Here is a 20772-nt window from a genome sequence, read left to right on the forward strand (position 1 = left end):
GGCATCATATCAGGGCGAGGAACGGTAGTCCTCACGCCGTTTAAGTTGGTAACGACGCACGGCTTCATTATGCTGCTTCAGCGTCTCGGAAAATTGATGACTGCCATCTCCCTTGGCAACAAAAAACAAAGCCTTTCCCTTGGCTGGGTGTACCGCAGCCTCAATGGCAGCAGCACCGACCATAGCGATCGGGGTGGGTGGCAGCCCCTTGATCACATAGGTGTTATATGGCGTGGCTCTGCGCAAGTCTGAGCGGCGAATATTCCCTGTGTAACGATCCCCCATGCCATAGATTACGGTAGGGTCGGTCTGCAGACGCATCTTTTTATTAAGGCGACGTACAAATACCCCAGCAATCACTGGCCGCTCATCAGCACGCGCCGTTTCTTTTTCAATAATCGACGCCATGATTAATGCTTCATAGGCTGAGGTATAGGGCAGCTCTTTAGCCCGGCCTTCCCAGGCCCGGTCAAGCGTATCCTGCAACATGGCATGTGCACGTTTTAAAAGCGCCTGGGCGGAGCCGTTTTTTTCAAAGTGATAGGTTTCGGCCAGAAATTGCCCTTCGGGGTGAGGGGCATCAATAGCCAGCTTTTTCAGTAAATCTACGGTCTCCAGATCGGTCACATCATCGCGCAATTTGCTGTTGCTTTTAATCGATGCCAGCAACTGCTTGAACGTCGAACCCTCGACAATGGTGAAACTGTAACTGATTGAACGACCACTGGTCACCAGCTCCAGCAGACTCACCACAGTCATATCTGGCTGCAATCGGTAGTAACCCGCCTTAAGCTGACGCGCCAAACCCGAATGACGCGCATAGAGTTTCAGATACAGCGGATTTTCTATAAGAGATTTACTCTCAAGATAGCTTACAAAATCATTGAAATTGCTGCCTTTTTTTATATCTATTTCGATCACATCCTGCAATAACAATGGTGCCTGCAGAGCGCGCTGATAATCCTGCCACAGCCAAATAGCCGTTGCAGCAGTGAGCACGGCGAACACAAAAAAGAGTCGAGAAACACGCTGGATCAAAACAGGTCCTGTTTAATACGTTGCTGCAACAACCGACACACCTTGCCCGGCGCAAACGCCCGGCCTTCCAGTTCACGCACCGGCCACAGATGAATAAGGCTGTTACAGAAGAAAATTTCAGTGGCAGACAATAAAGCTTCGCGACGATACAGTCCCTGCTCGGTCGCAATACCCAAAGCAGTGAGAGTGTCGAGCAGATAGCCGCGCATCACTCCCGCCACACCACAGCGCTCTAACGCTGGCGTTTGAACTTTGCCATCAGTGGTTACCCAGAATAAATTGCTCATGGTGCCTTCAACCAGAAAGCCATCGCTGTCCAACAGAACGCCTTCATTGATGGTTGTATCCTGCCACTCGCTGCGGGCTATGACCTGCTCCAGCCGGTTGAGATGCTTAATTCCGGCCAGTTGTGGATTGATCGCCATCTGATAATCACAGAAGCGACTTTTGATACCGTTTTTCTGTTGTGGTGATAGCACGGCTTGTCGCGGGCTGATGATAATGATTCGGCTAGTCTCGGTCGGCTCAGGTAAGGCATAACCCCGGGCGCCTGAACCGCGGGTAACCATGAGTTTAAGTGTCAGATCACCCTGCAGGGATAATGCGGCTATATCCGCCTTGACCGCGTTAAGGGTGTCAGCGGGAAACTTAAGCCGCCGTAAGCCGAGGCTTAGACGTGACAGGTGACGCTCAAGTAATGGCATCTGGCCATCGGCAACACAGATAGTCTCAAACAGTCCATCTCCATATGCCAGGCCACGATCCGTAACCGGAATGCTTGTCACCTGTACCCCATTGATCCAGACCTGCTGCATGAGCTTTCCCATAATGAAGACTAAACAGAGCGGAACAATAACGTACCGTTGGTCCCGCCAAAGCCAAACGAGTTGGACATGGTCGCCCGAACCTGACAAGACTGAGCCTGATGGGGCACGTAGTTGAGGTCACAACCATCGGATGGGTTATCCAGGTTGATGGTAGGGGGCGCTACCTGATCACGCAAAGCCAGTACGCTAAAGATTGCTTCAACCGCCCCTGCCGCACCCAACAGGTGCCCGGTCATCGATTTCGTCGAGCTTAAACGCACCTGTGCTGCTGCAGCCCCCAGTACCTGTTTAACAGCGTTGGACTCCGCCAGGTCACCCGCTGGAGTGGAGGTACCATGAGCGTTGATATAATCAATATCGCCTTTGTCGATACCCGCATCGGCAATGGCATTTGCCATTGAGAGTGCTGCACCCTCCCCGCTCGCCGGTGGTGCTGTCATATGATACGCATCGTCACTCATACCAAAACCCGCAAGTTCACAATAGATCTGCGCGCCACGGGCAACAGCATGCTCATATGACTCCAGCACGACAATACCGGCACCATCACCCAACACAAAGCCATCGCGATCACGATCCCAGGGGCGGCTGGCGGCTTCAGGGTTATCATTACGCGTGGACAGTGCACGGGCTGCTGCAAAACCGGCAATACCCAACGGGGTTGTGGCCATCTCGGCACCACCCGCCAGCATGACATCCGCATCACCATACTGAATCATTCGCATGGCGGAACCAATATTGTGGGTCCCTGTGGTACAGGCGGTGGTGATGGCGATATTAGGGCCTTTAAAGCCATAACGAATTGCTAGGTTGCCGGCAATCATATTGATAATACTGCCCGGCACAAAAAATGGAGATACGCGGCGTGGCCCATTCTGACTTAGCTGAGCCAGGTTGGTTTCGATCATAGGCAAACCGCCGATACCGGAACCAATCGCACAACCAACCCGATGCGGGTTCACCTGTTCCGGATCAAGGCCTGCATCATCAATTGCCTGTACTGCAGCCGCCAGCCCATACTGGATAAAGAGGTCCATCTTACGAGCATCTTTACTGCTCACATAGGGAGATACATCAAAGTCTTTAACTGAAGCGGAAAAACGGGTTGCAAAGTTTTCGACATCAAAATGGGTGATGAGTGATGCACCACTCTTGCCTTCAAGCGTCTGCTTCCATGTCTGGGCAACATCATGCCCCAGCGGGGTTACCATTCCCATTCCGGTAACGACGACACGCTTTTTTGCCATTAAGCCACTCCTGAGCAATTATCCTAAAGTCTCGGCTCTTTATTGCAGAATTAGACGCAAAAGAAAAGCCGCACTATCTGAGATAGTGCGGCTTTTCAAACGTTCGAGACGATAAACGATTACTGGTGAGAGTTGATGTAATCGATTGCCAGCTGAACTGTAGTGATTTTCTCAGCTTCTTCGTCAGGAATTTCAGTTTCGAATTCTTCTTCAAGAGCCATAACCAGCTCAACAGTGTCCAGGGAGTCAGCACCCAGATCTTCAACGAAGGAAGCTTCGTTGGTCACTTCTTCTTCCTTAACGCCCAGCTGTTCAGCGATGATCTTCTTAACGCGCTCTTCGATGTTACTCATATCTGTTCCTATTTTGTATCAACACCACACATCGGTTAGACATGGGTAGGAATGTTCATTAAATGCGACGATGCATAAAGCATCGCAGCTAAGTTCGTCTCTACCTGACGGCACATTATCAACAATTCAGGAAAAAAAACAATTCCTTTATGGGGGGATTACCCCATGTACATGCCGCCATTGACCTGAATTGACTCGCCAGTGATATATCCGCCACTCTGACCGGCCAGGAAACCGACCACTGCTGCAATCTCTTCCGGCTGGCCCAAACGGTTCAACGGAATTTGAGATTTCAACTTATCTTTATGTTCTTCAGCCAGACCGCTGGTCATATCCGTATCAATAAACCCGGGTGCTACGCAATTCACAGTAATGTTACGCGAGCCCACTTCACGGGCCAACGCACGGGTAAAACCTTCCATGCCTGACTTAGCTGCAGCATAGTTAGTTTGGCCAGCATTACCCATGGAAGCTACCACTGAACTGACACTGATGATTCGGCCCCAACGCGCTTTAGTCATGCCACGCAGGCAACCTTTAACCAGGCGATACACTGAGGACAGGTTAGTATTAACCACCTGATCCCATTCATCGTCCTTCATGCGCATCAAAATGTTATCGCGGGTAATACCAGCGTTGTTAACCAGAACTTCAACTGTGCCGAAGTCACTTTGCACCTGCTTAAGAACGGCTTCTACGGATGTACTGTCGGAGACATCCAGTACTAAGCCGGTACCCTTGATACCCGCAGCGGCCAGATAATTACTGATGCTGGCAGCACCACCTTCACTGGTGGCAGTACCAACCACCACTGCACCCTGTTTACCCAGCTCTTCAGCTATCGCTTTGCCGATTCCTCGGGTTGCACCCGTAACAAGTGCAATTTTTCCTTCAATACTCATGCTGATTACCTATCTGTTTCTGCTCAGGCACTGAGTGCTTTCTCAAGCCCGGCGGCATCACCAATGGCCAAAACATTCAGAGATCTGTCGATTTTCTTATTCAGGCCAGACAGTACTTTGCCAGGACCACACTCAACCGTTGTTGCAACCCCTTGAGCAACCATTGCCTGGACACTTGGCGTCCACAACACGGGACTATATAACTGGGCCAACAAGTTCGCCTTCAGCTGCTCCGCATCCGCTGGCTGCTCAGCAGCAACATTCTGGATAACCGGGATAGCTGGCATTTGAATGCTAATATCAGCCAGCGCAGATTCCATTTGCTCTGCCGCAGGGCGCATAAGAGCACAATGAGACGGCACACTGACAGGCAATGGAATAGCCCGTTTCGCTCCGGCAGCCTTGCAGGCCTCTATGGCACGCTCCACTGCAGCTGCCTGGCCGGCAATAACGACCTGCCCCGGACAGTTATAATTCACCGGTGACACCACGTCACCATCGGCAGCACTGGCGCAGGCTGCTGCAATCGCTGCATCATCCAATCCAAGTATCGCAGCCATTGCTCCGGTACCTGCGGGAACAGCCTGTTGCATATACTCACCGCGCAATTTTACCAAACGAACGCCATCAGCAAACTCTATTGCCCCGCCGCACACCAGGGCGGTGTATTCACCCAGGCTATGACCGGCCAACATCGCCGGCGCAGTCTGGCCAAGCCCGGCCCACATACGCCACAATGCAACACCTGCGGTCAGGAGTGCCGGCTGAGTCTTGTCTGTCTGATTAAGTTCAGTGTCAGGGCCATTCTGAACCAGTTGCCACAAGTCATAACCCAGGGCATCTGAGGCTTCAGCAAAGGTCTGTTGAATAACCGGATAAGTAGCGGCCAGATCTGCCAGCATTCCAACCTGCTGGGAACCTTGACCGGGAAAAACAAAAGCAAGCGATTGAGACATGAGCTCCTCTGATTTCCTGTTACGGCGATTCAGCCCTGGCGGGCTGACGAATGCTGCGTAGTTTACAACATCTAGGGGTAATTAACAGGTTGAACTCAGGTGAGTTTATGTTCGATTTCAGAGCTGATACGACGTGGCACATCCTGCTCTATCTCGGCAACAGCCTGATCCAGAGCAAAACCGAAACAGGTCCGGTTAGCGGCGCCGTGACTTTTGATGACAATGCCCTGCAGACCCAGAAGGCTGGCACCATTGCGACGTGACGGATCCATCAGGGCTTTAAGCTCACCCAGAATGGGCTTAGCTAACAAAGCCAACAATCGCCGGTATAAACCCTGACGAAAACTTGATTGCAGCTTTTGGCTGATCATGCGAGCCAGCCCTTCACTGCTTTTAAGTGCAATATTGCCGACGAAACCATCGCATACCACAACATCAGCTGTGCCGGCATAGAGATCATTGCCTTCGACAAAACCGATATAGTTAAGCCCGCCGCGCTCTGCAATCAGTCGTGATGCCAGCTTGACCTGCTCATTACCTTTGATCTCTTCCTGGCCAATATTTAACAAGCCAACCGTCGGGCTACCAACACCATCAACAGCAGTGGTCATCACCGAGCCCATAATGGCAAACTGCAATAGATGTTCGGCACTGCAATCGACATTGGCACCCAGATCAAGTACGTAACAATGTCCGGTTTCAGTTGGCACCGATGAGATAATGGCTGGCCGATCAATACCCGGTAACGTGCGCAAAATAAACCGCCCCAGCACCATCAAGGCACCAGTATTACCCGCACTGACACAAGCACTTGCCTGCTGCTCGGAGACTAACTGCAAAGCTTTATACATTGAGGTTTCCTGCCCGTTGCGCAGCACCTGGCTGGGCTTATCGGACATGGTGACGGTCAAATCGGCGTGAATAATCTGCAGACGAGAACTCAGTTCAGCATCAAGTTTATGCAGCAGGGGAGAGATAGTATCTCTATCGCCTACCAGTTTCATGATAAGGCGGGGGTGCCGCTTAAGCGCATCGACGCAAGCGGGAACAGTAACGCGGGGACCGAAGTCCCCGCCCATCACATCAACAGCAATGGTGTAGCGGTCTGACAAACTTATTCGTCATCCTGCTTATTGATTACCTGCTTACCACGGTAAAAACCGTCAGCAGAGATGTGGTGACGACGGTGAGTTTCACCGGTAGTGTTTTCCACAGACAGAGTCGGGTTACCCAGTGCATCGTGGGAACGACGCATATCGCGACGGGAACGGGACTTTTTGCTTTTCTGAACTGCCATGAGTCAATAACTCCTGATTCGTATTACTTGGTGTCGGCTTTCTTTAAATTTGCCAACACGCTGAATGGATTCGGTTTTTTACTTTCTGTTGCCACTGTCTCGGGCTCACCAAACGAAGTCTGAATTGAGCAGTCTTCATGGTATGCATCGTGTGGAATACTAAGAATCAGCTCTTCCTGCACCAGCGGAATAAGCTCGAGTTCTTCGGCTTCAACAATCACCGGGTCATAATACCGGGGTAACTGTTTGGCAGCCTCCTCACTAGCGGCGATCCCAAGATTAAACGTCGCAGCAACTGTAATCTCTACCGGTTCAAGACACCGTTGACAGATCATGTTCACCTGTCCGGTGGCCTGCCCCTGGATCAGCCTTATGCGCTGTTCATCAATCGAAAAATCCAGCTCAACCTGTATACGAGCGTCCTGATCTGCCAGCATATCGCAGAATTCAGGCATAGCCGATACGGCAACCTCAGCTGAGATTTGAGCTCCCCGCTCAGCCATTTTGCGCGGGTCGATTTTCTTGGGTATTGGGCCGTTTGACATAAGCGCGCAATTCTAGGGGCTGAACCCCTTGCTGTCAAAGACTTTACAGGGCAAATCTACTAATATCTGCGGCTGCTATGTAGAAAGGAAACAATTCACCGATGTCTGACATTATTCTTGCCTCCAGCTCGCCATTTCGGCGCCAGATTCTCGATAAGCTGCAGCTTACCTACCGTTGCATTTCGCCAGAGATCGATGAATCACCTCTCAATCAAGAATCCCCCACCGAACTGGTCGCGCGACTGGCAGCAGCCAAAGCCGCCAAAATTGCAGAAAGCGAAACCTCAGCCCTGATTATAGGCTCAGACCAGGTCGCAGTAATTAATGGTGACATACTTGGCAAACCCGGCAACCACCAGCGCGCGACAGCACAGCTAAAACGCTTATCCGGTCAACGGGTAACTTTTTTGACAGGACTCAGCCTGCTTAACAGCCAAAGCGGCAATATACAGACTGAAGTGGTGCCATTTCATGTAGAGTTCAGACAACTGACTGAGCGTATGATCGAAAACTACCTCAAGACAGAACAACCTTATAACTGCGCCGGCAGCTTTAAATCTGAAGCGCTAGGCATTGCCCTTTTCGATAAGCTTGAGGGGGATGATCCCAATACACTGATTGGTTTGCCACTGATACGCCTGGTGCGCATGCTGGAAACAGAGGGGGTAAATGTACTTTAAACTCCGGTTTGCTTAGCCCGGAACATATCAATGTGCTCAATGCCCTCATCATCATAGGGCCGCCCTGCAGCGACAAACCCGAGGTGAAGATAAAAGGCCTGCAACCGGGTTTGGGCTGAAACTCGAACAGTCACCTCAGGAAACAACCGATCAGCGTGGAGCAATGCCTGCTCCATCAAACACCTGCCAATACCCTGCCCACGCAAATATTGCCGCGTTACCACACGACCAATAACAACTTCGGGATACAGGATTGCAGGCGGAATCATGCGAGCACAGGCCACTAGATCGCCGTCAGACGCTAGCGCAAACAGGTGATAGGACTGAAGATCGAGCAGATCAGCATCTGCATAGAGGCACTGCTGCTCGATAATAAAAACCTGTTGCCGCAAGGAGAGCAAGGCATGCACCTGCACGCTACTGAGCTTGGTAAAAGGCAGGCAATGCCATTGCAGCTGCAAAGGGTCGGTCATCCGCCTACCTCTTAATTTTTAAATCTCAGTAACACCACCCATATAAGGCAGCAGCACTTCAGGTACTGTAATGCGTCCATCAGCTGTCTGGTAATTTTCCATAATAGCCAGCAGCGTACGACCAACCGCCAGGCCGGAACCGTTGAGGGTATGCACAAGCTCAGGTTTACCTGTTTCCGGATTACGCCAGCGAGCCAACAAACGACGCGCCTGGAAATCCGTCATATTGGAGATAGAGGAAATTTCTCGGTAGGCATCCTGACCCGGCAGCCATACTTCAATATCATGCGTCTTCGCAGCGCTAAAGCCGAGGTCACCACCACAGAGTGCAACCACTCGATAAGGCAGGTTCAGTTTTTGCAGAATGGCTTCCGCATGACCAGTCATCTCTTCGAGCGCCTGCCAAGACTGGGATGGCTCAACCACCTGAACCATTTCCACTTTTTCAAACTGATGCTGCCGGATCATGCCACGCGTGTCTTTACCACTGGCACCCGCCTCTGAACGGAAGCAAGGAGTATGGGCAGTAAACTTTAGCGGCAACCGCTCAGCATCGATAATCTCATCACGCACAAAGTTAGTTACCGGCACTTCTGCGGTTGGAATCAGGTAGTACTGCCGATCACCAAACGGAACTTTAAACAGGTCTTCACCAAATTTAGGCAGCTGACCGGTACCACGCAGACTGTCCTCGTTCACCATGTAGGGAACATAGGTTTCACAGTAACCGTGTTCTTCTGTCTGGGTATTCAGCATGAACTGGATCAGCGCACGGTGCAGTCGTGCCAGCTTGCCGGTCAGTACCGAGAACCGAGAACCGGTTAACTTAGCAGCAGTTTCAAAGTCCAGCTCACCACTTTTTTCTCCCAGCGCAACATGGTCCAGCGGGGTGAAATCAAATGCCGTTGGCGTGCCCCAGCGACGTAACTCAACATTATCTGCTTCATCGGTGCCTTCAGGCACTGCTGCATCAGGAATATTAGGCACACCGGACAACAGGTCATCGAGTGCCGTGGTAACTTCACCCAGCTGGGCCTTAGCTGTGTCCAGCTGAGTACCGAGATCCGCAACTTGAGCCAGCAGTGGCTTAATATCTTCACCTGCCGCTTTCGCCTTGCCAATAGATTTTGACCGGGTATTACGCTCATTCTGCAGATTCTCTGTTGTCATCTGCATTTCACGGCGCTGATTTTCCAGCTCAGTAAAACGTGCAACAGGAAATTCATAACCTTTTTTCAGCAGCAATGCTGCTACTTCTTCCGGATTCGCGCGGACCAGTTTTGCATCAAGCATAGGAGTTTAACGTACCTTTAATTAGAACAAGCGAGTAACCCAAAGCCCACCGTAAAGCGCAAGCAGACTCAGAAAAACGCTTAATAATATATAAATCAATGCAGACATGACATGGCCTTCCTGCATCATGGCCACGGTTTCCAGGGAAAAAGTGGAGAAAGTTGTTAACGCGCCCAACATACCAACCATCAGCAAGGGTCGCATTTCAGGGGAGATGCGAGACTTTTCCAGAATCAATACAAACAAAACACCCATCAGAAACGAACCCACCACATTGCACGCCAGGGTGCCGTATGGCAAACGGTAGGCTGCATTATTCAACAAACCACTGACCCAGTAACGCCCGAGCGCTCCTATGGCACCGCCAAGCGCAATAAAGACCACGTGTAGCATCAACAGGCTCCTGTGATGGGTTTCATGTTATTGATCCGAATGGTAACGCTGCTTGTGGCTTGCCTCATCCAGTTGTGACAAATACTCAAGTCGCTGTTTAATTTTAAGCTCCAAACCACGGTTTTCCGGCACATACCATTGCTGCTGGTGCAATTCAGGAGGCAGGTAACTTTCACCGGCAGCGTAAGCGTCAGGCTCATCATGCGCATAACGGTATTCAGCGCCATAACCCAGCTCCTGCATCAGCTCAGTGGGGGCGTTACGGAGATGTACTGGCACTTCATAACCTGTCTGCTGCTTTACGTCTGCAAGACACTGATTAAATGCCCGATAAACTGCATTACTCTTTGGTGCACTGGCACAGTATATGGCTGCCTGGGCAATGGCTCGTTCGCCTTCAGCCGGCCCCACCCGTTCAAATGCATCCCAGGCCGCTAAAGCCACCTGCATCGCCCGGGGATCAGCATTACCTATATCTTCCGAAGCAATGGCCACCAGCCGACGCGCGACATAGAGTGGGTCACAACCACCGTCCAGCATGCGGCAGTACCAATAAAGCGCCCCGTCCGGTGATGAACCGCGTACTGATTTATGGAACGCTGAAATCATATCGTAAAACAGGTCACCCTGTTTATCGTAACGGCGTCCCTGCCCGGCCAGCACCTCCACCAGTACTGTCTCAGGCACTACTTCAGAGCCGTCTGTTTGTTTTTCAGCCAGGTCAGCACTAATCTCCAGCAAGTTCAGAGCCCGCCGCGCATCGCCATCAGCAGCCCGCGCCAATTGTGCCAATATGTCATCCGACATAACTAAACGTCGCTTCCCCAAGCCACGCTCCGCGTCGCTAAGTGCCGTACTTAACAATGATTTGATCGCGGTCGCTTCGAGACTGCGCAACAGATAGACGCGGGCCCGCGACAACAGGGCATTATTCAGCTCAAAAGAGGGGTTTTCAGTCGTGGCCCCAATAAAAATAACGGTGCCATCTTCTATATAGGGCAGAAAAGCATCCTGCTGGGACTTATTAAAGCGATGTACCTCGTCGATAAACAACACCGTGCCACGGCCAGACTGCGCCCTCACCTGCTTGGCCTGTTCAACGGCGATACGAATATCCTTCACGCCTGCCAGCACTGCTGACAGCGTCAAAAACTGGGCATCGACCTGGTGCGCAATAAGACGTGCCAATGTGGTCTTGCCGACACCCGGCGGGCCCCAAAAAATCATCGAATGAATAGCGCCCTGCTCAAGTGCCATCCGTAACGGCTTATTGGCAGCAAGCAGGTGAGACTGACCACAGTACTCATTTAACGTGCGAGGCCGCATTCTGGCTGCCAGCGGCTGATAAACCGGCGTTTGGTCGGCAAACAGGTCCACGCTTATTCAGCTCCGTCGATAATCAGGTCAACACCTTTTGGCACCCGGAAAGCAAATACCTCTTCAGCCAAATCAGGATTACGCCGGGCACCTTTAAATACAATAGTTGTGCGTTGGCCCAGTGTGTCTTCCAGCATTAGCTCAGACAGCACGTCCTGATGAAAGACCAGGCGAATGATACTGAAAGAGGCTTGTGCCTCACGCGCGGTAAGCACAAAAAGCTGATCATTTCCGGAGCCTTGCGGATGCTCAAGCTGGTATTCCTGCAACAGCTGGTCCACTTGGCCATTAAGAATCTGCGCTGGCGCACTGTTATTCTGTAGATTTACGGTCTTGCGTGTTACCTGCTCCAGATCTGGATCATAGATCCAAAGATAACGCCCATCAGACACAATCTCCTGGGGCGCTGGCTCGATAGTTTGCCAACGGAACAGGTTAGGCTTGGCCAGACTGATATGACCTTTGGTCTGCTGCGCCGAGCGACCGCTTTCTGCCACCGTGATCTGATCAAAATCCGCAGCAAAGGTATCGTAACTCTGCAGTAGCGCAGTCAGCTCTGCTACGGAATCAGCAGCAAACGCTGCACCAGAAAAACTTAAGACCACGCTACAAAAAAAAGCTATAAATTTTTGTTTTATAATATTTTTTATAAATAAATAGATTCGCATAACCACCCTATTCAACGATCACCCTGAGGGCCAGGCGCCAGCACTTCGCGCTGACCATTGGTGCCAGCTTCACTGACCACCCCTGCCGCCTCCATAGCTTCAACCATACGCGCGGCACGGTTGTAGCCAATTTTAAGTTTACGCTGCACACTAGAAATGGACGCCTTGCGTGTTTCCAGCACAAAGGCCACAGCCTCATCGTACAGCGGGTCCTGCTCATCATCGAATAACGAACCTGAACCGGAGCCTAACCCGTCACCAATGCCTGCGTCAGGTTCTGTGATATCAGTAATATATTGTGGTGCCCCGAGCTTTTTCCATGCATCGACTACTCGATGCACTTCGTCATCGCTAACAAACGCACCATGCACGCGATTAGGTAAGCTGACACCGGCAGGTAGATACAGCATATCCCCCCAACCTAGCAGGTTTTCGGCTCCACCCTGATCGAGAATAGTACGCGAGTCAATTTTAGAGGAGACTTGAAAAGCAATGCGGGTTGGCACATTGGCTTTGATCAGACCGGTGATAACATCCACCGACGGACGTTGCGTCGCTAGAATAAGATGAATTCCAGCCGCCCTGGCTTTCTGAGCAATACGCGCAATAAGCTCCTCTACCTTTTTGCCGACAATCATCATCATGTCGGCAAACTCATCAATCACCACCACGATGTAAGGCAAAGGCTCCAGCTCGGGTGCTGGGGTGCCAAAAGGCTCACCATAATCTTCAGGGTTCCACAGCGGGTCCCGCAGTGGTTCACCCTGCTTGCGCGCCTCGGTCAACTTATCATTAAAGCCAGCTAAATTACGTACACCCATTTTCGCCATTAACCGATAGCGGCGTTCCATCTCACCGACACACCAGCGCAAACCGGCCGCGGCATCTTTCATATCGGTAATAACCGGGGTTAAGAGATGCGGAATCCCCTCATAGATGGAAAGCTCCAACATCTTCGGATCAACCAGAATCAGGCGTACCTCATCCGGGGTAGCTTTAAATAACAGACTCAACAGCATCGCATTAACGCCGACCGACTTACCCGAACCTGTCGTACCCGCAACCAGTAAATGAGGCATTTTCGCCAAGTTAGCCACCACCGGGTTACCGGCAATGTCATTACCCAAGCCGAGGGTTAACTTAGACGCCGCAGACATATAAGGTTTAGAGCTCAGCACCTCACTTAAATGAACGGTCTGTCGGGTTTCATTGGGAATCTCAATCCCCACCACGGACTTGCCGGCAATCACTTCCACCACACGAACACTGCTGACCGCCATTGAGCGCGCAAGGTCTTTGGCCAGGTTTGTAATCTTGCTGGCTTTCACGCCCGGAGCCGGTTGAATCTCAAATCGGGTGATCACCGGACCTGGGTTTACCTCAACCACTTCCGCGATCACACCAAAGTCTTTCAATTTGCTTTCCAGCAGCCCTGACAAGCGCTCCAGCTCTTCAGGTGAATACCCGGTATTGGTATTCAGTTCAGGCGGATCCAACAGATCTAACGGTGGAATTCGCCGACGCGGTGCTTTTCTCAGGCCAGAGCTCTGCTCAGGCTCAAGCCCAAGCTCTTTGTCCTGCATTGGCTTGTGAGCTTCGGATAGCGGGACAATTTTCACATGCCCTTTATCGACAGGTTCAGGCTCTGTAGACACTGCGACGGATACTTTAGCATCCACGTCAGGCGCAACAGTCGGCTCAGCTTCCCAGGGCGGCGCATCATCAACGGCTGCAGAAAATGGGTGGTCCGTCATTACAGGTTCGGTGCGTACCACTTTGGCGGGAGATGCTTTTTTCGTGGCCACAGGAGGCGTTGATACCTCAGCAGGATTCTCTGCCTGCACAGCCTTCAACGCTTTGTGCTTCGCTGGCAGTGTCAGCTTTTCGGGCAATTCAAGACAAACCCGGCCTAAGGACTCCAACAATTCAGCCCAGCTTAATTCCAGCAGCAGGGTAAGACTCAATAACAAGAGACTGAATAACACCACAGAGCTACCCGTCAGGCTAAACCAGCTAACGAACCAGTCTGAGAGCGCTTCACCGGAGATACCACCAGCACTGAATGGGTAATGTAACGCTTCTACAGAAAAATGCGTGGCCGACAACGCACTAAACGCCAGTAACAAACCCACACTGCCAGCACAACGCAGCACGAGGTAGGGCACCGACTCTATGAGACTGGCGCCACGTCGTAACAGAAAACGCATAACCGGATAAATGATCAGCAACGGCAGTAAATAGGCACCCAAGCCGAACGCAGAAATACTCAGATCAGCCAGCCAGGCGCCAAACGGACCAATAAAATTGCGCACCTCTGGCTGATAACCGAGGTGCGACCAGCCCGGATCTCTGGGGTCATAACCTATCAACGCCAGCAGCAATAACAGGTTGGCTGCGACCACTAGAATCAACGTTGACTCCCGCCCGATACGAATCAGCAATTCGGGAAAACTCAGGCGTCTAGGCGTGTCACTCATTGGTGTTTCTGGCTCCATGGAATCGGGTTTCTCTCCAACCGCCAACAATACCACAAATTAGCACTTGTCAGGCCAATGCCTGTTGATGAAAACAACCGATTAAGCGATAGTTAGGCCGAGATTACGATGGGCCAGGACAGCAGGGTGCATACCTGCACCCGCCAAGGCTAAGTCATTAGCTAACGCTGCCCACTTGAATTTGTCATCACTGACCACATTGACCTATCAAACGCCATTACTACAGGACTTGTTAAACAGATGAGCGAAGTACAACACCACAGCCTGATCATCCTCGGCAGCGGCCCTGCCGGTTACACTGCTGCTGTCTATGCTGCCCGCGCCAACCTTAAGCCGGTAGTCATCACTGGTATGCAGGCCGGTGGCCAGTTGACCACCACCACCGATGTTGATAACTGGCCGGGGGATGTTGACGGCGTACAGGGCCCGGAACTCATGGACCGGATGCAGCGCCATGCTGAACGTTTTGATACTCAGGTTATTTTTGACCATATCAATGAAACTGACCTGCGCAATCGCCCATTCAGACTCAAAGGTGATATGGCTGAATACACCTGCGACGCGCTGATCATCTGTACTGGTGCTTCGGCACAGTACCTTGGACTTCCTTCTGAAGAAGCCTTTCAGGGCAGAGGCGTCTCCGCCTGCGCGACCTGCGATGGTTTTTTCTATCGCGGCCAGAAAGTCGCCGTTATCGGTGGTGGTAACACGGCAGTAGAGGAAGCTCTCTATCTGTCCAATATCGCCGCTGAAGTTACGCTAATTCATCGCCGGGACAGCCTGCGTTCAGAAAAAATCCTGCAGGATAAACTGCTGGAACGTGCTGAAAATGGCAACATCAACATCCTGTGGAATCACACACTGGATGAGGTTTTGGGTGATGAAACTGGCGTGACCGGCCTGCGGGTAAAAAGCACTGACAATGGCGCCACCCAGGAACTGGATCTTGCTGGGGTGTTTATCGCCATCGGCCACAAACCTAATACCGATATATTTGCCGGCCAACTTGAGATGCATAACGGCTACCTGAAAATTCAATCGGGTCTCGAAGGCAACGCCACCCAGACCAGTGTTGAAGGCGTATTTGCCGCTGGTGACGTATCTGACCATGTCTATCGTCAGGCGATTACTTCTGCAGGCTTTGGCTGTATGGCCGCATTGGATGCTGAACGCTTCCTTGATGACCTGAAAAAGTAATGCTGCTAACAGCTCAGAGGGAAATATATGGAACCCCTGTTATGGAAAACCACTCTGAGCTGTCATGATTCCCTGGCTATCTGATACCACCCCCTTCCCGCCTGTTGACGAGGCGCTTGATGACCCTAATGGACTTCTGGCCGCCGGTGCCTCACTCAACAGTGAGCGCCTGATCAATGCTTATCGTAATGGCATCTTTCCCTGGTACAGCCCCGGTGAACCCATTTTGTGGTGGAGCCCGGATCCGCGCTGCGTATTATTGCCCGATCAACTACACGTCTCCCGCAGTCTGCGTAAAACGATGCGCCAGTTACAGCCTGAGGTTTTTTTCGACCGCAATTTTGCTGCCGTAATTGATGCCTGCGCCGCGCCGCGCAGTAGTTCCGGCGGCACATGGATTACCCGAGAAATGCGCCAGTCATACCTGGCGCTGTATAACGCAGGCATCGCACACTCGGTAGAGGTGTATAGTGACGGTGAGTTAATCGGCGGACTGTACGGTCTGGCCATGGGCAAACTGTTTTTTGGCGAGTCGATGTTTAGCCGACAAAGCAATGCATCCAAGATTGCCTTTGTTTATTTGGTCGAACAGTTGAAGAAGTGGGACTATGCTTTAATTGACTGCCAGGTAAGCAACCCGCATCTGTTTAGCCTTGGTGCCTGCGAAATTCCCCGGCGGCGGTTTAAAGATTATCTGAGCCGCTACCTGGATAAGAACTCCGATCATGACTGGGAGTTTGAAGCTGATCTGTTACGGAGGGAGTAATCTGTGTCGGATCTTAAAACGCTGCATTTTTATGCCACACCGGAACATAAGTGTAGCTACCTCGAAGGTCGCAATGCACAAACCCTGTTCGTCGATCCCCATGTAGAGATTTCTACCGAAGCCTACAGTGAACTGTCTGATCTGGGATTCCGGCGCAGTGGCCGGCACATATATCGCCCTCACTGTAAGCATTGCCAGGCCTGTATATCAGTCAGAATCCCAATCGATCAGTTCAAATTCAGTAAAAGCCAAAAACGCGTATTGGCCAAAAACACCGATCTGGTTGTACGTCGGATCTCGCCGATCTTCACCCAGGAGTATTACGAGCTCTACGCCGCATATATTGAAGCCCGCCACGCTGATGGGGATATGTATCCACCTGACCCGGAGCAATTCAACTCATTTCTGGTGGACGGTAACCAGCATACTGAATTTATTGAGTTCAGAAACAGTCATGGTCGGCTGCTAGCCGTTGCGGTAGTGGACTTTCTGGCTCAGGGACTCTCTGCTATCTATACCTTCCTGTCGCCGGACGCGAATCGCCGAAGCCTTGGTAACTATGCCATACTGCGCGAAATACAACTGTGCCAGGAACTGAAACTTCCCTATCTATACTTAGGCTATTGGGTAAGCGAATGTCGCAAAATGCGATACAAAACCCAGTATCGTCCGATCGAAATGCTACTCGATAATCAGTGGGTCGAAGTAGCCCAACCCTGACTGCCTGCTCAAAGTTTCGTCGTTTATTGACGTTTTCTCTTTGATATACAAAAACAATTAGTGCAAAATACCGCGCAATTATTTTTCGGGCTTAATACAACACCGAGATAAGCAACCAAGGTAAAAAGTGAATGGCTAAAGAAGACAGCATTGAAATGGAAGGCACCGTGATCGACACTCTGCCGAACACAATGTTCCGTGTCGAACTGGAAAACGGTCACGTCGTAACTGCCCACATTTCCGGCAAAATGCGTAAGAACTACATCCGCATCCTAACTGGCGATAAGGTCAAAGTTGAACTGACCCCATACGATTTGACCAAGGGTCGCATCGTATACCGCGCCCGCTAATATAGTCCGCACTTACCTAAGCGTTAACGGGGAGCCTGAGCTCCCCGTTTCTGGTTATGTAAAATCATGCCAATTAGTGCTCGGCATTAATAATACTGGTTAGCAGCCGTCAACGATGCAGTGAGGCACGTCGAGTGATATTTCACCCTCGTCATTCACTTCAATCATGACGTCTCCACCCTCTTCGGACAATTCTCCGAACAGGATCATTTCTGCCAGCGGTTTTTTCAGCTGCTCCTGCAGCAGGCGTTTCATCGGCCGTGCGCCCATCTGCTGATCATAACCATGGTCAGCAAACCACTGCCGCGCCTCTTCACTCAGATGCAGTACGACCCGTTTATCATCCAACTGCACCTGTAGCTCAGCGATAAACTTATCGACCACACCTTTGATGATATCCATGGTCAGAGATTTAAACTGAATAATGCCATCCAGACGGTTACGGAACTCGGGCGTGAACAGCTTTTTAATTGCCTGCATGCCATCAGTGGAATGGTCCTGACGGGTAAACCCAATGGAGTTTCGACTGATATCCTCGGCCCCGGCATTGGTGGTCATCACCAGTATGACATTACGAAAATCGGCTTTGCGGCCATTATTATCCGTAAGCGTACCGTTATCCATCACCTGAAGCAGCAAGTTAAACACTTCTGGATGCGCCTTCTCAATTTCATCGAGCAGCAACACACAATGCGGGGTTTTGGTCACAGCTTCCGTCAGCAAGCCTCCTTGGTCATAACCCACATAACCTGGAGGCGCACCAATCAGCCGAGACACAGTATGGCGTTCCATATACTCCGACATATCGAACCGTACCAGCTCAATACCCATAATACGGGCGAGCTGCTGCGTCACCTCGGTTTTACCGACCCCGGTGGGGCCAGCAAACAGGAAGCAGCCTACCGGTTTGTTCGGTTCTTTCAGGCCGGCACGGGAAAGCTTGATCGCAGACGAAAGCGTTTCAATGGCTTCATCCTGCCCCAACACGACCATTTTCAGATTACCCGCCAGCTTGGCCAGCTGGTTTTTATCTGATGTCGAGACACTCTTCGGTGGTATCCGAGCAATTTTGGCAACAATCGCCTCTACATCAACCACCTCGATCTCTGATTTACGCAGCTCCTGAGGCAGTAAACGCTGATAAGCACCCGCCTCATCGATCACATCAATCGCCTTATCCGGCATATGTTTATCATTGATATAACGATCTGCCAGTTCCGATGCTGCTTTTAAGGCCTCATCGGTATATATGATGTTGTGATGTTCTTCAAAGCGGGATTTCAGGCCGCGGAGAATACGATAGGTATCATCGACGCTGGGTTCCAGCACATCAACTTTCTGAAAGCGCCGCGCTAGGGCCCGGTCTTTTTCAAAGATGCCACGAAACTCCTGAAAGGTCGTCGAGCCGATACAACGAATCTGACCCGAACTCAACAAGGGTTTCAGCAAGTTGGACGCATCCATCGAACCACCGGAAGCCGCTCCGGCACCGATGATGGTATGAATTTCATCAATAAACAAAATGGAATGGGTTTTGTCTTTGATCTCCTTCAGCAGGGCTTTAAGCCGTTTCTCGAAATCACCCCGATACTTGGTACCAGCCAACAATGCGCCCAGATCTAATGAATAGACCACTGAGTCTTTGATGATTTCCGGCACCTTTTTATCAATAATCAGCTTGGCAAGTCCCTCAGCGATAGCGGTTTTACCAACACCGGCCTCACCCACCAACAGAGGGTTATTCTTGCGCCGTCGGGACAGTATCTGAACCACACGCTCCACTTCCGAATCGCGGCCGACCAGCGGATCAATTCGACCCTGTTCCGCTTCAATATTCAGATTAACGGCATATTTAAGCAGTGCGCTGTCGCCGTTTTCTTCGCTGTCCTCGGCTTCTTCAATCGCCTCAGATTGAGCATTGTCTCTTGAGTCGACCTTGGATATGCCGTGAGAGATAAAATTAACTACATCAATCCGCTCTACACCGTGCTGCTGCAGGATATAGACCGCCTGACTTTCCTGTTCGCTAAAAATGGCAACCAGGACATTAGCACCAGTCACTTCACTGCGACCAGAAGACTGCACATGGAACACTGCCCGCTGCAATACCCGCTGAAAACCCAACGTTGGCTGGGTTTCAATATCAGGAATCACTTCTGACAACAAAGGCGTGGTTTCATCGATAAATTCAGACAAGCTGCGACCAATCGCCTCAAGATCGGCGCCGCAGGCCAGCAATACGTCTCTCGCCTCACGATTATCTAACAGGGCATGAAGTAAATGCTCAATGGTGATGAACTCGTGCCGCTTTTCCTTGGCCGCCTGAAAGGCTGCACTCAAGGTATCTTCCAATTCTCTATTCAACATGGCGCAGCCTCTTAAACCTGTTCCACTTCACATAACAGCGGATGCTGATTCTCCCTAGCATATTGATTAACTATAGCCGCTTTAGTTTCAGCAATGTCACGTGTAAACACACCACATACACCTTTTCCCTGTGTATGAACCGCCAGCATGACCTGGGTAGCCTTCTCCTGGTCCATGCTGAAAAACAGCATTAACACCTCCACTACAAAGTCCATGGGGGTGTAATCATCATTATGCAACACTACACGATACATGGAAGGTTGTTGTAATTCAGGCTTGGCTTCCTGAACCACAAGTCCATGGTCATGATCGGCGTGGTCATCATCAGACGCTTGAGCCACTGGTTTGCTTGTACAAGTTGTATACATGAAAAGTTGGTCTATGATCTAAGACATTAAGATTGTTTGGAGAAGATACCAGACCTGACACCTTTTGCCTGCAATGATATAAAGATACTAAGGCAGAAAGATATCAGGAAGATATTTTCATCTGTGCAATAAACTATTTACAAACCTGCACTTAGAATAATTTTAGCAGTTATCTCTGTCAGGTTCAGTCTACAGATTAACCGGCGAAGGATACGGAGCGGTATATGCAAACAGGGAAAGTGAAATGGTTCAACAATTCGAAAGGATACGGGTTTATCCTCTCAGACGAACATCAAGAAGACCTTTTTGCACATTTTTCTGCCATTGAAATGGACGGTTACAAAAGCCTCAAAGCTGGCCAGAAAGTAAGTTTTGAAACCCAGCCTGGCCCAAAAGGCACCCATGCCGTCAACATCAGGCCAGTGTAAAACGCCCCGCATACGAACAGGCAGCCAATTGG

Annotated in this window: 23 protein-coding genes; 6 read left to right on the forward strand and 17 right to left on the reverse strand. The window is 50.9% G+C overall.

Features of this window, described 5'->3' with window-relative positions:
• Positions 1–9: 9 nt before the first annotated feature.
• The 9 genes from mltG to ACFVYJ_RS03330 all read right to left on the reverse strand — a co-directional run bounded on the left by mltG (position 10) and on the right by ACFVYJ_RS03330 (position 7165).
• Complete coding sequence (gene mltG, locus ACFVYJ_RS03290) at positions 10–1038, reverse strand: endolytic transglycosylase MltG (protein WP_419413733.1); 1029 nt, start codon at positions 1036–1038, stop codon at positions 10–12.
• The gene (pabC, locus tag ACFVYJ_RS03295; protein ID WP_419413732.1) at positions 1035–1853 is read right to left on the reverse strand and encodes an aminodeoxychorismate lyase; all 819 of its coding nucleotides are present in this window, start codon (positions 1851–1853) and stop codon (positions 1035–1037) included. The genes mltG and pabC overlap by 4 nt, the downstream gene beginning before the upstream one ends.
• Positions 1854–1873: 20 nt before the next feature.
• Positions 1874–3112 carry a beta-ketoacyl-ACP synthase II gene (fabF, locus tag ACFVYJ_RS03300; protein ID WP_419413731.1) on the reverse strand — a complete coding sequence of 413 codons (1239 nt, stop codon included), beginning with the start codon at positions 3110–3112 and terminating at the stop codon, positions 1874–1876.
• A gap of 119 nt (positions 3113–3231) precedes the next feature.
• On the reverse strand, positions 3232–3465 hold the full coding sequence (gene acpP, locus ACFVYJ_RS03305; protein WP_275812042.1) for an acyl carrier protein: 234 nt from the start codon (positions 3463–3465) through the stop codon (positions 3232–3234).
• A 158-nt stretch (positions 3466–3623) separates the two neighbouring features.
• A complete protein-coding gene (gene fabG, locus ACFVYJ_RS03310; RefSeq protein ID WP_419413730.1) occupies positions 3624–4367 on the reverse strand; it encodes a 3-oxoacyl-ACP reductase FabG in 744 nt (247 codons plus the stop codon).
• A 23-nt stretch (positions 4368–4390) separates the two neighbouring features.
• Positions 4391–5323, reverse strand: coding sequence for an ACP S-malonyltransferase (gene fabD / locus ACFVYJ_RS03315; RefSeq protein WP_419413729.1), 933 nt, complete (start codon positions 5321–5323; stop codon positions 4391–4393).
• A 95-nt stretch (positions 5324–5418) separates the two neighbouring features.
• Complete coding sequence (plsX, locus tag ACFVYJ_RS03320) at positions 5419–6435, reverse strand: phosphate acyltransferase PlsX (protein ID WP_419413728.1); 1017 nt, start codon at positions 6433–6435, stop codon at positions 5419–5421.
• A 2-nt stretch (positions 6436–6437) separates the two neighbouring features.
• Positions 6438–6620 (reverse strand): 50S ribosomal protein L32, encoded by a 183-nt coding sequence (rpmF, locus tag ACFVYJ_RS03325; protein WP_419413727.1) that lies wholly within the window; start codon positions 6618–6620, stop codon positions 6438–6440.
• Positions 6621–6643: 23 nt separating this feature from the next.
• A complete protein-coding gene (locus ACFVYJ_RS03330) occupies positions 6644–7165 on the reverse strand; it encodes a YceD family protein (protein ID WP_419413726.1) in 522 nt (173 codons plus the stop codon).
• Between the two features lie 101 nt (positions 7166–7266).
• On the opposite strand from ACFVYJ_RS03330, the gene ACFVYJ_RS03335 reads away from it, so the two are divergent.
• Positions 7267–7845: a Maf family protein gene (locus tag ACFVYJ_RS03335; protein ID WP_419413725.1), complete on the forward strand. Its 579-nt coding sequence runs from the start codon at positions 7267–7269 to the stop codon at positions 7843–7845.
• Here ACFVYJ_RS03335 and ACFVYJ_RS03340 read toward each other — a convergent pair.
• The 6 genes from ACFVYJ_RS03340 to ACFVYJ_RS03365 form a co-directional block, all read right to left on the reverse strand.
• On the reverse strand, positions 7842–8318 hold the full coding sequence (locus ACFVYJ_RS03340) for a GNAT family N-acetyltransferase (RefSeq protein WP_419413724.1): 477 nt from the start codon (positions 8316–8318) through the stop codon (positions 7842–7844). The genes ACFVYJ_RS03335 and ACFVYJ_RS03340 overlap by 4 nt on opposite strands.
• Positions 8319–8336: 18 nt before the next feature.
• The gene (gene serS / locus ACFVYJ_RS03345; protein WP_419413723.1) at positions 8337–9611 is read right to left on the reverse strand and encodes a serine--tRNA ligase; all 1275 of its coding nucleotides are present in this window, start codon (positions 9609–9611) and stop codon (positions 8337–8339) included.
• A gap of 21 nt (positions 9612–9632) precedes the next feature.
• The gene (gene crcB, locus ACFVYJ_RS03350) at positions 9633–10004 is read right to left on the reverse strand and encodes a fluoride efflux transporter CrcB (RefSeq protein ID WP_419413722.1); all 372 of its coding nucleotides are present in this window, start codon (positions 10002–10004) and stop codon (positions 9633–9635) included.
• Between the two features lie 27 nt (positions 10005–10031).
• Complete coding sequence (locus tag ACFVYJ_RS03355) at positions 10032–11381, reverse strand: replication-associated recombination protein A (protein WP_419413721.1); 1350 nt, start codon at positions 11379–11381, stop codon at positions 10032–10034.
• A gap of 2 nt (positions 11382–11383) precedes the next feature.
• Positions 11384–11986, reverse strand: a complete 603-nt coding sequence (gene lolA / locus ACFVYJ_RS03360) for an outer membrane lipoprotein periplasmic chaperone LolA (RefSeq protein WP_419413720.1) — start codon at positions 11984–11986, stop codon at positions 11384–11386.
• A gap of 74 nt (positions 11987–12060) precedes the next feature.
• Positions 12061–14526, reverse strand: coding sequence for a DNA translocase FtsK (locus ACFVYJ_RS03365; RefSeq protein WP_419413719.1), 2466 nt, complete (start codon positions 14524–14526; stop codon positions 12061–12063).
• Positions 14527–14784: 258 nt separating this feature from the next.
• Here ACFVYJ_RS03365 and trxB point away from each other — a divergent pair, with 258 nt between their 5' ends.
• The 4 genes from trxB to infA all read left to right on the forward strand — a co-directional run bounded on the left by trxB (position 14785) and on the right by infA (position 17577).
• Positions 14785–15741 (forward strand): thioredoxin-disulfide reductase, encoded by a 957-nt coding sequence (gene trxB, locus ACFVYJ_RS03370; RefSeq protein WP_419413718.1) that lies wholly within the window; start codon positions 14785–14787, stop codon positions 15739–15741.
• 64 nt (positions 15742–15805) lie between these two features.
• Entirely contained in the window at positions 15806–16507 is a 702-nt protein-coding gene (aat, locus tag ACFVYJ_RS03375; RefSeq protein WP_419413717.1) for a leucyl/phenylalanyl-tRNA--protein transferase, read from the forward strand.
• A 3-nt stretch (positions 16508–16510) separates the two neighbouring features.
• Positions 16511–17227, forward strand: coding sequence for an arginyltransferase (locus ACFVYJ_RS03380; protein ID WP_419413716.1), 717 nt, complete (start codon positions 16511–16513; stop codon positions 17225–17227).
• Between the two features lie 131 nt (positions 17228–17358).
• Positions 17359–17577, forward strand: coding sequence for a translation initiation factor IF-1 (infA, locus tag ACFVYJ_RS03385; protein WP_075172183.1), 219 nt, complete (start codon positions 17359–17361; stop codon positions 17575–17577).
• 99 nt (positions 17578–17676) lie between these two features.
• Here the strand turns inward: infA and clpA are convergent, their stop codons facing one another.
• Both clpA and clpS read right to left on the reverse strand, forming a co-directional pair.
• A complete protein-coding gene (gene clpA / locus ACFVYJ_RS03390; RefSeq protein WP_419413715.1) occupies positions 17677–19944 on the reverse strand; it encodes an ATP-dependent Clp protease ATP-binding subunit ClpA in 2268 nt (755 codons plus the stop codon).
• Positions 19945–19955: 11 nt separating this feature from the next.
• A complete protein-coding gene (clpS, locus tag ACFVYJ_RS03395) occupies positions 19956–20285 on the reverse strand; it encodes an ATP-dependent Clp protease adapter ClpS (RefSeq protein ID WP_419413714.1) in 330 nt (109 codons plus the stop codon).
• A gap of 251 nt (positions 20286–20536) precedes the next feature.
• Here clpS and cspD point away from each other — a divergent pair, with 251 nt between their 5' ends.
• Positions 20537–20740, forward strand: a complete 204-nt coding sequence (gene cspD, locus ACFVYJ_RS03400; protein WP_419413713.1) for a cold shock domain-containing protein CspD — start codon at positions 20537–20539, stop codon at positions 20738–20740.
• Positions 20741–20772 lie beyond the last annotated feature (32 nt).

The sequence above is a fragment of the Pontibacter sp. JAM-7 genome (assembly GCF_048548695.2).
Classification (GTDB): domain Bacteria; phylum Pseudomonadota; class Gammaproteobacteria; order Pseudomonadales; family Balneatricaceae; genus Neptuniibacter.

What these genes read in the sequence shown, in the direction of transcription:
- fabD (WP_419413729.1), bottom strand. Translation starts at nt 5,323, where the DNA reads ATGTCTCAATCGCTTGCTTTTGTTTTTCCCGGTCAAGGTTCCCAGCAG.
- ACFVYJ_RS03340 (WP_419413724.1), bottom strand. Translation starts at nt 8,318, where the DNA reads ATGACCGACCCTTTGCAGCTGCAATGGCATTGCCTGCCTTTTACCAAG.
- fabG (WP_419413730.1), bottom strand. Translation starts at nt 4,367, where the DNA reads ATGAGTATTGAAGGAAAAATTGCACTTGTTACGGGTGCAACCCGAGGA.
- ACFVYJ_RS03335 (WP_419413725.1), top strand. Translation starts at nt 7,267, where the DNA reads ATGTCTGACATTATTCTTGCCTCCAGCTCGCCATTTCGGCGCCAGATT.
- acpP (WP_275812042.1), bottom strand. Translation starts at nt 3,465, where the DNA reads ATGAGTAACATCGAAGAGCGCGTTAAGAAGATCATCGCTGAACAGCTG.
- rpmF (WP_419413727.1), bottom strand. Translation starts at nt 6,620, where the DNA reads ATGGCAGTTCAGAAAAGCAAAAAGTCCCGTTCCCGTCGCGATATGCGT.
- infA (WP_075172183.1), top strand. Translation starts at nt 17,359, where the DNA reads ATGGCTAAAGAAGACAGCATTGAAATGGAAGGCACCGTGATCGACACT.
- pabC (WP_419413732.1), bottom strand. Translation starts at nt 1,853, where the DNA reads ATGCAGCAGGTCTGGATCAATGGGGTACAGGTGACAAGCATTCCGGTT.
- clpA (WP_419413715.1), bottom strand. Translation starts at nt 19,944, where the DNA reads ATGTTGAATAGAGAATTGGAAGATACCTTGAGTGCAGCCTTTCAGGCG.
- crcB (WP_419413722.1), bottom strand. Translation starts at nt 10,004, where the DNA reads ATGCTACACGTGGTCTTTATTGCGCTTGGCGGTGCCATAGGAGCGCTC.
- cspD (WP_419413713.1), top strand. Translation starts at nt 20,537, where the DNA reads ATGCAAACAGGGAAAGTGAAATGGTTCAACAATTCGAAAGGATACGGG.
- trxB (WP_419413718.1), top strand. Translation starts at nt 14,785, where the DNA reads ATGAGCGAAGTACAACACCACAGCCTGATCATCCTCGGCAGCGGCCCT.
- serS (WP_419413723.1), bottom strand. Translation starts at nt 9,611, where the DNA reads ATGCTTGATGCAAAACTGGTCCGCGCGAATCCGGAAGAAGTAGCAGCA.
- ACFVYJ_RS03365 (WP_419413719.1), bottom strand. Translation starts at nt 14,526, where the DNA reads ATGAGTGACACGCCTAGACGCCTGAGTTTTCCCGAATTGCTGATTCGT.
- fabF (WP_419413731.1), bottom strand. Translation starts at nt 3,112, where the DNA reads ATGGCAAAAAAGCGTGTCGTCGTTACCGGAATGGGAATGGTAACCCCG.
- ACFVYJ_RS03330 (WP_419413726.1), bottom strand. Translation starts at nt 7,165, where the DNA reads ATGTCAAACGGCCCAATACCCAAGAAAATCGACCCGCGCAAAATGGCT.
- aat (WP_419413717.1), top strand. Translation starts at nt 15,806, where the DNA reads ATGATTCCCTGGCTATCTGATACCACCCCCTTCCCGCCTGTTGACGAG.